Source organism: Aeromonas sp. 2MA4 (assembly GCF_029237305.1).
Lineage (GTDB): Bacteria > Pseudomonadota > Gammaproteobacteria > Enterobacterales > Aeromonadaceae > Aeromonas > Aeromonas salmonicida.
This window is the reverse complement of the sequence record NZ_JAACFY010000017.1, coordinates 1-12,109: the sequence shown is the minus strand read 5'-3', so window position 1 is coordinate 12,109 and position 12,109 is coordinate 1. Positions and strand designations below refer to the sequence as shown.

Below are 12,109 nucleotides of genomic sequence, written 5' to 3'. Positions count from 1 at the left end.
CAGGAGCACTCATGGCAGGGAACAGTTTTGGCCAACTCTTTCGGGTCACCACCTTTGGCGAGAGCCATGGCCTGGCGCTGGGCGCCGTGGTCGATGGTTGCCCGCCCGGACTCGAGATAAGCGAAGCGGATCTGCAGATAGACCTGGATCGGCGCAAGCCGGGTACTTCCCGCTACACCACGCCGCGGCGCGAGCCGGATGAGGTGAAGATCCTCTCCGGTGTGTTCGAGGGAAAGACCACGGGCACCTCCATCGGGCTGCTTATCGAGAATACCGATCAGCGCTCCAAGGATTATTCCGACATTAAGGACGTATTTCGTCCGGGCCATGCGGATTACACCTATCACCAGAAATATGGTCAGCGAGATTATCGGGGGGGCGGTCGCTCCTCCGCCCGTGAAACTGCCATGCGGGTGGCGGCGGGTGCCATTGCCAAGAAGTACCTCAAGCAGATGCATGGCATCGAGATCACCGGCTTTCTCTCCCAGCTCGGCCCCATCAAGGCGGAAGGCTTTGACGCGGCGCAAATTGAGCAGAACCCTTTCTTCTTCCCCGATGCGGGCAAGCTGGAGGCGCTCGATCAGTACATGCGCGATCTGAAAAAAGAGGGCAACAGTGTCGGTGCCAAGGTCCAGGTCATCGCGACCAAGGTGCCTGTGGGCCTCGGCGAGCCTGTCTTCGATCGCCTTGACGCCGACATCGCCCACGCCATGATGGGCATCAATGCGGTGAAAGGGGTGGAGATAGGCGATGGCTTTGCGGTGGTGGAGCAAAAAGGCTCCGAACATCGCGACGAGATGACCCCGGCCGGCTTTGCCAGCAACCATGCGGGTGGCATTCTGGGTGGTATCTCGTCGGGTCAGGACATAGTGGTGAGCTTAGGCTTAAAGCCTACCTCCAGCATTACCGTGCCGGGCAAGACCATCAATACCGAGGGCGAGGCTATCGAGATGATCACCAAGGGGCGCCACGATCCCTGTGTCGGCATTCGCGCCGTGCCCATCGCCGAAGCCATGCTGGCGCTGGTGTTGATGGATCACCTGCTGCGCCATCGTGCCCAGAATCAGGGTGTGCTGACCCAGACGCCGCAGCTGCGCTGATCGGTTTTTCGAATGCCCGGCTGATCCGGGTGTACGATCAAGATGCACTGTCAAGAACAGAGCAAGAAGGCGACCTCAGGGTCGCCTTCTTTATGGGTTTGTGTGTAATGCTTAGCGACTGTCAGCCTGGCTGGGGTTGTGCAGATGCTGGCCGAGGGATTGCTTCGCCCTCTGGATTGCCAAAGCGACAGGGAGGCGGGGCAAAGCGAATGTTTGGCGGGGGCAGGGTGGCGATGGCCTCATTGACTCGAGCTATCTCGGCCTCGCTTACCGCCTCTTTGGCAAACATCAGGCTGACTGGCTGGTGGTGCAGCAACAACTGACAGCTGATCACCTTCTCGGCCCCCAGCTGTGTCAGGCGATAGCGTGCGTATTGCCACTCCATGATGACCCCGTCCAGACGGCGGGCCAGCAACAGATCGATCAACCTGTCGTCGGCATTGTATTCGGTGGCGCTCTTGAGGGCAGGGCAGTCCTCCATCTGCTGGGTGGGGCGGGTGCCGCGCAGCTTGCCCAGACGTAGTGCTGTCTGCTGGCACAAGTCGGGGAGGCTCTGGATACGCTGCCAGGGATTGGCATGGCCCGGTATGGGGTTGTTGCTCAAGAGCACGAAGGTGCTGCGCCGGTAGGGGACAGAGAAGCGCGCGAACTGGCGTCGCTCCGGCGTATCGAGCGCTCCCATGGCCAAGTCCAGCTGTTGCAGCTCGATGAGATGCAGGGCGCGGGCCCAGGGCAGATTGCGAAAACGCGTCTCCAGCCCCGCTTGACTGAGGATCTGGCTGGTCAGGGTGACGTCCAGCCCATCCAGAGTGCCTTGTGGATTGATGTAACTAAAAGGGGGCCAATGATTCCAGGCGACCGTCAAAGGGGGCTTGGCGCCAAGGGGCAGACTTGCCCCCAGCGCTATGATCAGCAGGGCAACGGGTCGCCATGCCCTGTGGATGCGTGTGATATGAACTGCCATGAGCCTGAACCTCCTTGTTCCGGGACTGAGATGATGGTCGCATCTTATCTGGCATCCAGCATAGCTTGATTCGAATGAGTTCTGAGGTGTGCGGGCTGAATAGGACGCTGACCCACTTTTTGGGTTTGTGCTGGGATGAATATCACATTTTTCTCGTTTATCCACAGCAACTCCGTTAGACTGCGCCTCTATTCTTTCCCCTTTGCTCTGCTCCCCGGGGAAATCGTTGTTTTCTCAATAGGCCCAGTTCTTGTGAGATGGCATCGGCTCAGCAGAGGAGCCCCACCACAAATCCCCGGCGCCACTATCCCTAGCAGGTAATTATGAGTTTTTCTTCCCTCGGTCTGGCCGAACCCTTGTTGCGTGCCGTTGCCGAGCAAGGCTACGACACCCCGTCTCCCATTCAGCTGCAAGCGATCCCCGCCGTTCTGGCTGGCCGCGACCTGATGGCGGCGGCCCAAACAGGGACTGGCAAGACCGCAGGCTTTACCCTGCCGATGCTGCAGCGTCTGATGGAGAGCAAGCGCAAGGTTTCTCCGAACCGTATTCGCGCTCTGGTACTGACCCCGACCCGTGAGCTGGCTGCCCAGGTGGGCGAGAGCGTGCGCAATTACGGCAAACATTTGCCGATGCGCAGCCATGTGGTATTTGGCGGCGTCAGCATCAATCCGCAGATGATGGCGACTCGCCGTGGTCTGGACGTGCTGGTGGCCTGCCCGGGCCGCCTGATGGACCTCTACAACCAGAATGCCGTCAAGTTCGACGAAGTCGAAATACTGGTGCTGGATGAAGCGGATCGCATGCTCGACATGGGCTTCATCCGCGACATCCGCAAGATCTTGGCCCTGATGCCCAAGCAGCGTCAGAACCTGCTCTTCTCCGCGACCTTCGCCGAAGAGATCCGCGAGTTGGCCACCGGCCTGCTCAACAATCCGGCCGTGATCGAAGTAGCGCCGCGCAACAGCACGGCCGAGCGTATCGAGCAGCTGGTGCACCCGTGTGACAAGGCCAACAAGATAGGTCTGCTGAGCCATCTGGTCACCAGCAATGACTGGCAGCAGGTACTGGTCTTCACCCGTACCAAGCACATGGCCAACCGTGTTGCCGAGACCCTCGACAAGAACGGCGTCAGCGCCGCCGCCATCCACGGCAACAAGAGCCAGGGGGCCCGTACTCGTGCCCTGGCCGGTTTCAAGGATGGCAACGTCAAGGTGCTGGTGGCGACCGACATCGCTGCCCGCGGTCTGGACATTGACAAGTTGCCGCAAGTGGTCAACTTCGAGCTGCCCAACGTGGCGGAAGACTACGTTCACCGTATCGGCCGTACCGGTCGTGCCGGTGCTGCCGGTCATGCCATCTCCCTGGTTGCTGCCGATGAAGGCAAGCTTATCAAGGCGATCGAGCGTCTGACCAAGCAGAACATCCCGTGCGAGCAGGTGGCCGGTTTTGAAGCCTCCCGCGAAACCCTGGATAACATTGCCCGTGGTATCGGCGCTCCCCTGCGCAAAGAGCCTCGTGACCCGAGCGAGCCGCGCCGTGCAGCGCCGCGTCCGCAAGGTCAAGGCCAGCGTCAGGGCGCCGGTCGCTCTGCCAATGGTGGCAACGCTGGCGGTGCTCGCACCGGCAACAGTGGCAAGCCCAAACCGCAAGGTGCGCAGCGTCCGGTTGATGCTGCTGGCAAACCGGCCCAGGCTCGTCGCCCCCGTCGCGCTACCCACAACCAGTAAGCAGGTGAGGGGACACCCTCACGCTGCATCGGTTGATGTAAAAAGCCCTGCCAATCCGGCAGGGCTTTTGTCATTTCTGGCGGGCAGTTTATTGCCGCGTTTCGTCTCGATATCACTCCCCATAAAGTTTGATCTCCAGCACATTGGCGATGGCACTGCCATTCCAGTGGTACTCCAGATGCTGGGCCTGATGGATCCGGGTAATGAGACAGGGGCGGTAGAGTACATGGCAATTGTGGCCGCTGTGACGCACCGAGCGGTAGTGGATGCCATCCACCCCCCGGGTTTTCTGCTCCAGGGCAAAGACTTGAGACTGGCTATAGCTGGTGGCGTGATAGAGAGGGGTGGAGAGAAATGCGTCCCCTGTGATATCGACCAGGTTGGCACTGAACTCGGCACAGAGCACCCGCATCTGCACTTTCTGGGCCGGTTCTCCGGTGTAGCCGAAGATCCGCTCCTGATGGTAGACAGTCTCCTTGACGGCGGTATCGAGTATAGGTGCACAGTAATAGCCACCGAAATCGCCCGTGGTAAAACGGGCCCCTTCCGGATTGACATGGGTAAAGGCGGCCATCACATAGCTGCCCCCGTGCAAGCCCACCAGCCAATCGGCCCTGGGGACGCGAGACAAGTCTCCCGCCTCCTCCCGCAACCTGTCGTTGGTCAGTGCCTCCATGGCCCATACCGCCTCCAGTTCGTCCGCATTGGCCACATCTTCATAGACACAGATAGTGGGGTAGCGGCTCGGAATGATCCGGTAGGCCCGCTCTCCCTTGAATGGGATCAGTGGCGGCTCCTGCATCAGGCCATACCCCCGCGCCAGGCGTGCAATCGGGTCGCCACTTCATAGAGATCGGCCACCCGGCCACCCTTCATGATTTCCATCGCGCTGCGACCGGCAAAGAAGGGGTGGCTGTTGGACTTGCGTACCCAGCCATAGATGCTGTCATCGGCGCTGAACAGTACCCTCAGGCTCTTGTGGATGTTGAGGAGGTAGCTCATTCGCTCCTGCATATCCACGCTGAGGCGGATCCCGCCGTTTGACTCCTTGTATTTGTTCAATGTTGAACGAGATGAAATGCCGAGCAGTGTCAGTTGTTCATCTGTGTTGCACTGCCACTTGTCCAGGATGCGGAATACCACTGGCAGTGCCTTGCTGGGGTCTATGGCGCCTTCTTTCATTGCTTTTTGTGCTGTTGCGGCCATATCTCCTCCTTGTATTGTTCACGCCGCACAAGAGGGCGTGAAGGGTTTATCTGCACTCAGTGTAGAAGATTTGTACGTATATGTACATATTTGCGTGACTAGTGATGAATATGTACATCGATGTGTGTGCTGAAGAGAGCGGTATGACGGGGCTAAGTGATACCGACCAGGATAAGGAGTCATCATTGGGTTTTACTGTACTCCTGCTGGCAAAAAGCCCCGCCAACTGGGTTGGCAGGGCTTTCGTTATCCATCATGGGGCGAGGGTTACAGCGCTGGCAGTAATCCCAGGCTGACACTCACCTGTACGCCGACGATCAGCACCCCCATGGCACCGGCAAGGCCCAGGGCCAGTACGCCACCCGGGGCGCGGTAGTGGTGCGCCTCTGCCTGCTTGCGGCTCTGCCACACCAGGGTGACCGGCAGCAGTACCGCGAGGATCGCCAGTGCAATGGCGGCGTAGCCCAGTGCCATGATGAAGCCTTGCGGGAAGTAGAGGGCAAACAACAGGGGCGGCACGAAGGTGATAAGCCCGGTCTGGCTGCGGCCCTGCCAGTTGTCCTTGCGACGAGTCACTTTGGCCATGAAATCAAACAGCCCAAGGGTCACGCCGAGGAAAGAGGTCGCCAACGCCAGATCGGCAAACAGGTGCATCGCCTGATTAAACGCAGGCCAGCTCACCAGATTGCCGACGCTGGCCAGGAGGCTATCCAGCGCCCCGCCGCTCTGGATCAGGGTCTGCTGACCGAGCAGCCCCAAAATGGCCACTTGCCACAGCACATAGAGGATGAGCGGCAGGGCGGAGCCCCACACAAAGACCCGGCGCAGCTGCTTGGGGCAATCCCCCAGATAGAGCATGACGCTCGGGATGGAGCCGTGAAAGCCGAACGAGGTGAAGATGACCGGCAAGCCTGCCAGCAGCAACCCCTGGCCGAGCGGCAGGGAGAGCAGGTGCTGCCCTTCTGCGCGGGGCAGCAGCAGCCCCAGTACCGCCACCATGATCACCAGTTTGACGGCGAACATCAGTCGATTGAGGTAATCCACCGAGCGGGTACCGACGCAGACCATGCCACCGAACAGCAAGGTAAAGGCCCAGGCAGCCTGCTCCTGGCTAATGGTCATGCCCGCATCGGCCAGCGCCTGGGCCAGCAGGCTGCTGCCGCCACTGATGTAGGCGGAGGCCAGGGAGTAAAACAGCATCAGGATACAAAAAGAGGCGATGCCCTTGCCCCAGGGGCCGAGCAGGTGATCCGCCAGCTGGTGCAGGTACCACTTGCCGGTGTTGAGGCTGGCTTCCACCTGCAACATGGCGGTGAAGGCCATCAGGGCCCAGAGCCCTATCATCAGCAGCAAAGTGGCAGGGCCGCCCAGAGATGAGGAGGCCAGCGGCAGGGCCAGCATGCCGGCGCCTATGGTGGTGCCGGCAATCAACAGGGTACAACCCAGGGTTTTGGTGTTCATTGTGTCCATCCGGATCGAGAAACTGCGTGTTCAAAAAGAGTGAAAGTGGCGGTGTCATCAAGACGCCTCCGGGGTTGAAACCGGAGGCTAGCAATATCGGAGTGGACGCATCGTTACGAAAAACCCGTTGGTTGTAAAAGTTGGTTGCCAAGTTAACGGATCAAAATAGTGGAAACAAGCCTGTAAAGTCGGATTTTGTACTGGAAGGGCGCAATAGGTGGAAATAAAAGATGACAGAACTATGTGCTGGGGAGTGAAAAGGGCTGGCAAGCCAATGGAGGAAAAACGCGCTGGCGAAGATGGCGGTCGCCGCCAGCGAGTGAGGGGGCTGCTTAGCGACGACGCTTGAGGGTCCGGCTTACGTAGTGCAGCCCGCATTGGTACTCGCCATTGATGGCCTTGAGGGCGAGCTCCAGCGCCTGGCTGGCCAGTGCATCGTGTTGCTGGGGCAGGGAGTTGATGCCAAAAGGGAGGAAATCGAGCAGGCGATCGTCGCCGAAGGTGGCCATGGTGAGCTGGCTCATGTCGGTCTCTTGTTCCAGCAAATAATCCAGTACCCCCTCCATCAATATGTAGGAGGTGGCAACCAGCGCTTCGGGCAGATGGCCGAGTTGCTGGTGAAGTTCCTTGATCAGGCGATAGCCCTCGACGCGGGAGAAATGTGCTCCTTCGCACAGGTGACGGGCCGTGGTGTGGCTGGCGACAGCCTGCTCGAAGCCCGCTTTTCGTTCCTGACTGATCGTGAGTGCTGGCAGCGCGGTGATCAAGGCAATGTGCTTGAGCGCCGGGGTGAGCAGGGAGGCGGTGAGATCAAAGCTCGCCTTCTGGTTTTCACTGGCGACGGTCACGAACTTGTCGGCGGCCATGGCCCGGTCGATGGCCAGCACATGGATACCGCGCGCCTGCTGGCGTGGATAGAAGGGGTCGTCCGGCGGCAGGCAACTGGCCACCAGCAGGGCATCCACATGGCGACTGGCCAGCATCTCGGCCAGTTCTTTCTCGGTGGCGGGTTCATCTTCCGAGCAGACGATCAGCAGCTGATAACCCTGGGCTCGGGCCCCCTGTTCGAGGCGCTTGGCGAGCTTGGCATAACTGGCGTTCTCGAGGTCGGGCAGGATAAAGCCGAGGGTCTTGGTCTGGCCGCCGCGCAGGGAGGCGGCGCGGCTGTCAGGTTGGTAGTTGTGGGCGGTCACCACCGCCATCACTTTGTCACGGGTTGCCTGACTGATGCGGTATTGATCGGCCTTGCCATTGATCACATAGCTGGCCGTGGTGCGCGAGACACCGGCGAGGGCGGCGATTTCATCCAGTTTCATCATATCGGCTCTGTTTGAGTTGCAAGGCCCACGGTCACTGCCAGGTGAGGGCACCGAAAAGTGTGCGCGGGATCATATCATTGAAAAGCACTCTTTGCGGGTACTTGATCAATTGGCTGAAACGATTCAGTCTGAGTGTAAGTGAAACGATTCAGCTTGTCAGCAGGCAATCGATGTCCGGGTATAAAAATGCGATATCGCTCCGGCGGGATGCAATCCGGTCTATTGTCAGCAGGCAAATTACCCGAATTTTCAATTGTATTGATCCGGTGAGCCGCACGGCCAGCCCGGAACCTGATGGAGAATATCTATGTTGAAGTTGGCACAGCAGCAGATTTTGCTGGGGCAGTCGGTGGCGACCAAGGCGGATGCCATCGCTCTGCTGGCAAGCAAACTGACCGAGGCCGGTCTGGTGGAAGCAGGTTATGTGGACGGCATGCTGGCGCGGGAAGCCCAGCACGCCACCTACCTTGGCAGCGGCATCGCCATTCCCCACGGCACCACGGATACCCGCCATCTGGTCAAGAGCACGGGTGTCATGGTGGCCCAGTTCCCCAAGGGAATCGAATGGGACGAGGGGCAGATCGCCTATGTGGCCATCGGCATCGCCGCCAAATCCGACGAGCATCTGGGCATTTTGCGCCAGCTTACCCATGTGCTGGGTGACGAGCAGGCGGCAGTTGCGCTGAAAAATGCCACCGATGCCGACACCATCATCGCTATTCTGACCGGGGCCAGCGCGGCGAAAGAAGTGCAGTTCCTGACCCTGGCCGACTTCCCCGCAGACGACCGTGACCAACTGCTGCTGGGGGCTGCCGCTCGCGCCAAATCCGCCGGTTGGGGGGAGGCCGCCATGGTCACTTCACTGTTGGCAAGTGACCCTGCCTATCTGGGGGAGGGAGTCTGGCTGGCCCGTACGCAAGCGACCCAGACCGGCTGGGTGTTGGCAACCCCGAGTAGCGCACTCACCGCGGGTGAACTGCCGGTCAGCGCCTTGCTGCTGCTGTGCGCCAGCGATGCGAGCCATCTGCCACAGCTGGACAATCTGGCCAAGCTGGCCGCCGCAGGCCAACTTGCCACCCTGGCTGGCGCCGAGGGTCTTGCCATGTTGCAAGCAGGGCCGGCGAGCGGCCTGTCTGATACCTTCACCATCATCAACCCCCATGGCTTGCACGCCCGTCCGGGCGCCATGCTGGTCAAGGTGGCCAAGGAGTTCGAATCCGACATTCGCGTTGCCAACCTCGATGGCAGCGGTGAAGCCGTCTCCGCCAAGAGCCTGATGAAGGTGATCGGCCTTGGGGTCAAGTGCGGTCATCGCCTGGCATTTCGCGCAGAAGGGGCGGATGCCGAAGCGGCCCTCAAGGGCATTGGCGCCGCCATCGCCGCAGGCCTGGGTGAGGGGGCGCACTGATGGATATCGTCACCATCACCCTCAACCCGGCGCTGGATCTCACCACCCGCCTTGGCGCCATGGCACTTGGTGAGGTGAACCTGGTAAGCGAAGCCAATTTGCGCGCCGCAGGCAAGGGGATCAACGTTGCCATGGTCTTGAAAGATCTGGGCCGTGACGTCGGGCTGACCGGCTGGCTCGGCGCTGACAATCAGCAGAGCTTCGTCTCGCTGTTTGCCGAGCGAGCCCTGGATGATCACTTCGTGCGCGTGGCGGGCAACACCCGCATCAACGTCAAGATCTCCGAGCAATCTGGCAGGGTCACCGATCTCAACTTGCCGGGGCTCATCATTGACGAGCGTGAAGTGAAGGCCCTGGAGGCCGCGATTGACGAGTTGGCGCCACAGGCAGACTGGTTTGTGCTGGCGGGCAGTCTGCCCAAAGGGGTGGCGCCTGATTATTGCGCCCGCCTCATTACCTTGCTCAAGGCCAAAGGCAAGCAGGTGATCTTCGATTGCAGCGGCGTGGCTCTGAAAGAGGGCATCAAGGCTGCACCGACCCTGATCAAGCCCAATCTGGAAGAGCTCAGCCAGTGGGCCGGTCGTCCCATCAAGACCCTGAGCGAGCAGGCCGAGTGTGCCCGTGAATTGCAGGCTCAGGGGATCCCCCATGTGGTCATCTCCAACGGTGCCGATGGCCTCGTCTGGTTTGGTCCGGATGCCACCTGGCAGGCCATACCACCCCGTATGCAGGTCGTCAGTACCGTCGGTGCTGGTGACTCCCTGGTGGCGGGGCTGGCCCACGGCCTCAGCCTCGGCTGGGCGCCGGAGCAGACCTTGCGTCTGGCCACCGCCGTTTCGGCGCTGGCCGTCAGTCAGGTGGCAGTCGGTTTTAACGATATGAACGTGTTGACACCTTTACTCGAGCAGGTGCGTGTGCAACGTCTGGATGACCTTGCCCCCGCTCAACTCAATACCCATTCCCCTTCAATGGAAAACTCAGGAGATGCCCAATGAAAGCAATCTTGGTCACGGCTTGCCCGGCGGGCATTGCCACCAGCTTTCTCGTTGCTAAACGGATAGAACAACAGGCCAAACTGGCGGGTTGGGAGCTCACACTCGATGTTGGCTCCAGCGTACAACCGCGCCAGATCCCCTCAAAAGAGCAGATAGCCGCCGCTGATCTGATCCTGGTGGTGGCAAGTGCCCCCGTGGATCTCGCCGCCTACGACGGCAAGCGTCTCTATCAGGGGAGCATGGATCTCGCCTTGCAGGATCCGGCTGCCGTGCTTGACACTGCCGCCAGTGGTGCCAGTGTCTATCATCATCAGGCTGCACCGGTTGCCGCCGCCCAGCCGGCCTCGGCCAAACGCATAGTCGCAGTCACCGCCTGTCCGACCGGGGTGGCCCACACCTTCATGTCGGCAGAAGCGCTCGAGACCATGGCCAAGCAGCTGGGTTACCAGATCCGCGTCGAGACTCAAGGCTCGGTCGGTGCCCAGAATGCCCTGACCGCGGATGAAATCGCCGCCGCCGATCTGGTGTTCCTCGCCACCGACATCGAAGTGGACATGACCCGCTTTGATGGCAAGCAGGTGTATCGCACCAGTACCGGTGCTGCGCTGAAGAAGACCCGCGCCGAGCTCGACAAGGCTTGGCTGGAAGCCAAGGTCTATCGCCACAGCGGCGCCAGTCAGCCCAAGAAGGAGGAGAAGGCGGGCCCCTACAAGCACCTGCTGACCGGTGTCTCCTTCATGTTGCCCATGGTGGTGGCCGGTGGTCTCATCATTGCCATCTCCTTCATCTTTGGTATCGAAGCGTTCAAGGTGGAAGGCAGCCTTGCCGCCGCCTTGATGACGATTGGTGGTGCCTCAGCCTTCGCCCTGATGATCCCTGTGCTGGCCGGTTACATTGCCTACTCCATCGCCGATCGTCCGGGTCTGGCGCCAGGCATGATTGGCGGTATGCTGGCAAGCTCCCTGGGCGCCGGTTTCCTCGGCGGTATCGTCGCCGGTTTCCTGGCCGGTTACAGTGCCAAGTACCTGAGTGACAAGGTGCGCCTGCCGGTGACCCTGGAAGCGCTCAAACCCATCCTCATCATCCCGCTGTTTGCCAGCCTGTTTACCGGTCTGGTGATGATCTACGTGGTGGGTGGTCCGGTTGCGGGCATCATGAGTGCCATGACAGAGTTCCTCAACAACATGGGCTCTGCCAACGCCGTGCTGCTGGGTGTCATCATAGGTGCCATGATGTGCTTCGACATGGGTGGTCCGGTCAACAAGGCGGCCTACGCCTTCGGTGTCGGCTTGCTCGCCTCCAAAACCTATGCCCCCATGGCTGCCGTGATGGCCGCCGGTATGGTACCGGCACTGGGGATGGGGATCGCCACCTTCTTGGCGCGCGCCAAGTTCATCAAGACGGAGCAGGAAGCAGGCAAGGCCTCCTTCGTACTGGGTCTGTGCTTCATCTCCGAGGGGGCCATTCCGTTTGCCGCCAAGGATCCGATGCGCGTCATCCCGGCCTGCATGGCGGGTGGCGCTCTGACTGGCGCACTCTCCATGCTGTTCGGTTGCGAGCTGGTTGCGCCTCACGGTGGTCTGTTCGTGCTCTTCATTCCGAACGCCATCAGTCATGTGTTCATGTACATACTGGCAATCGCCGCCGGTTCCCTGGTGACAGGGGTTGGCTACGCTATGCTCAAGCGCGGCGAAGAGCAGGCCAAACTGGCGACGACCTGACAACGTCAAGGGTGTAAATGACAAGGCGACCTGCGGGTCGCCTTGTCTGTTTCTGATGGGGGTAAACAAGCGGAAGAAGAGGGCTAGCTGTGATCTCTCTGTAGGTTGTTCACTCGGGGCATTCCCGGAAAACTGGAGGCGCCAACCAAACCAATCATCCGAGGTGCCCCAGTGAACAACCATAAAAATGCCCGATTAACCGTCTTTG

The 12,109-nt window shown here is 60.3% G+C and carries 10 protein-coding genes; 5 read left to right on the top strand and 5 right to left on the bottom strand.

What is annotated here, in order from left to right; genetic code table 11:
* The first annotated feature begins 11 nt into the window (after positions 1–11).
* On the top strand, positions 12–1,100 hold the full coding sequence (aroC, locus tag GWQ31_RS16315) for a chorismate synthase (RefSeq protein ID WP_275909821.1): 1,089 nt from the start codon (positions 12–14) through the stop codon (positions 1,098–1,100).
* 121 nt (positions 1,101–1,221) lie between these two features.
* On the opposite strand, the gene GWQ31_RS16310 is transcribed toward aroC, so the two are convergent.
* Entirely contained in the window at positions 1,222–2,064 is an 843-nt protein-coding gene (locus tag GWQ31_RS16310; protein WP_275909820.1) for a transporter substrate-binding domain-containing protein, read from the bottom strand.
* A 323-nt stretch (positions 2,065–2,387) separates the two neighbouring features.
* Here GWQ31_RS16310 and GWQ31_RS16305 point away from each other — a divergent pair, with 323 nt between their 5' ends.
* Positions 2,388–3,791: a DEAD/DEAH box helicase gene (locus GWQ31_RS16305; protein WP_058393941.1), complete on the top strand. Its 1,404-nt coding sequence runs from the start codon at positions 2,388–2,390 to the stop codon at positions 3,789–3,791.
* Positions 3,792–3,903: 112 nt separating this feature from the next.
* On the opposite strand, the gene GWQ31_RS16300 is transcribed toward GWQ31_RS16305, so the two are convergent.
* The 4 genes from GWQ31_RS16300 to cra form a co-directional block, all read right to left on the bottom strand.
* Positions 3,904–4,593 carry an RES family NAD+ phosphorylase gene (locus tag GWQ31_RS16300; RefSeq protein ID WP_275909819.1) on the bottom strand — a complete coding sequence of 230 codons (690 nt, stop codon included), beginning with the start codon at positions 4,591–4,593 and terminating at the stop codon, positions 3,904–3,906.
* Positions 4,593–4,997 carry an antitoxin Xre-like helix-turn-helix domain-containing protein gene (locus GWQ31_RS16295; protein ID WP_275909818.1) on the bottom strand — a complete coding sequence of 135 codons (405 nt, stop codon included), beginning with the start codon at positions 4,995–4,997 and terminating at the stop codon, positions 4,593–4,595. The genes GWQ31_RS16300 and GWQ31_RS16295 overlap by 1 nt, the downstream gene beginning before the upstream one ends.
* A 267-nt stretch (positions 4,998–5,264) precedes the next feature.
* The gene (locus tag GWQ31_RS16290; protein ID WP_099993298.1) at positions 5,265–6,458 is read right to left on the bottom strand and encodes an aromatic amino acid transport family protein; all 1,194 of its coding nucleotides are present in this window, start codon (positions 6,456–6,458) and stop codon (positions 5,265–5,267) included.
* Positions 6,459–6,790: 332 nt separating this feature from the next.
* Complete coding sequence (cra, locus tag GWQ31_RS16285) at positions 6,791–7,777, bottom strand: catabolite repressor/activator (protein ID WP_275909817.1); 987 nt, start codon at positions 7,775–7,777, stop codon at positions 6,791–6,793.
* Between the two features lie 307 nt (positions 7,778–8,084).
* On the opposite strand from cra, the gene fruB reads away from it, so the two are divergent.
* From fruB to fruA, 3 genes are read left to right on the top strand one after another with little or no spacing between them, the layout of a single operon-like run.
* Complete coding sequence (gene fruB, locus GWQ31_RS16280; protein ID WP_275909816.1) at positions 8,085–9,185, top strand: fused PTS fructose transporter subunit IIA/HPr protein; 1,101 nt, start codon at positions 8,085–8,087, stop codon at positions 9,183–9,185.
* Complete coding sequence (gene pfkB / locus GWQ31_RS16275) at positions 9,185–10,180, top strand: 1-phosphofructokinase (protein WP_275909815.1); 996 nt, start codon at positions 9,185–9,187, stop codon at positions 10,178–10,180. Before fruB ends, pfkB begins: the two co-directional genes overlap by 1 nt.
* Positions 10,177–11,901: a PTS fructose transporter subunit IIBC gene (gene fruA / locus GWQ31_RS16270; protein ID WP_099993292.1), complete on the top strand. Its 1,725-nt coding sequence runs from the start codon at positions 10,177–10,179 to the stop codon at positions 11,899–11,901. Before pfkB ends, fruA begins: the two co-directional genes overlap by 4 nt.
* Positions 11,902–12,109: the final 208 nt, after the last annotated feature.

What these genes read in the sequence shown, in the direction of transcription:
- GWQ31_RS16305 (WP_058393941.1), top strand. Translation starts at nt 2,388, where the DNA reads ATGAGTTTTTCTTCCCTCGGTCTGGCCGAACCCTTGTTGCGTGCCGTT.
- fruB (WP_275909816.1), top strand. Translation starts at nt 8,085, where the DNA reads ATGTTGAAGTTGGCACAGCAGCAGATTTTGCTGGGGCAGTCGGTGGCG.
- cra (WP_275909817.1), bottom strand. Translation starts at nt 7,777, where the DNA reads ATGATGAAACTGGATGAAATCGCCGCCCTCGCCGGTGTCTCGCGCACC.
- GWQ31_RS16290 (WP_099993298.1), bottom strand. Translation starts at nt 6,458, where the DNA reads ATGAACACCAAAACCCTGGGTTGTACCCTGTTGATTGCCGGCACCACC.
- pfkB (WP_275909815.1), top strand. Translation starts at nt 9,185, where the DNA reads ATGGATATCGTCACCATCACCCTCAACCCGGCGCTGGATCTCACCACC.
- GWQ31_RS16310 (WP_275909820.1), bottom strand. Translation starts at nt 2,064, where the DNA reads ATGGCAGTTCATATCACACGCATCCACAGGGCATGGCGACCCGTTGCC.
- fruA (WP_099993292.1), top strand. Translation starts at nt 10,177, where the DNA reads ATGAAAGCAATCTTGGTCACGGCTTGCCCGGCGGGCATTGCCACCAGC.
- GWQ31_RS16300 (WP_275909819.1), bottom strand. Translation starts at nt 4,593, where the DNA reads ATGCAGGAGCCGCCACTGATCCCATTCAAGGGAGAGCGGGCCTACCGG.
- aroC (WP_275909821.1), top strand. Translation starts at nt 12, where the DNA reads ATGGCAGGGAACAGTTTTGGCCAACTCTTTCGGGTCACCACCTTTGGC.
- GWQ31_RS16295 (WP_275909818.1), bottom strand. Translation starts at nt 4,997, where the DNA reads ATGGCCGCAACAGCACAAAAAGCAATGAAAGAAGGCGCCATAGACCCC.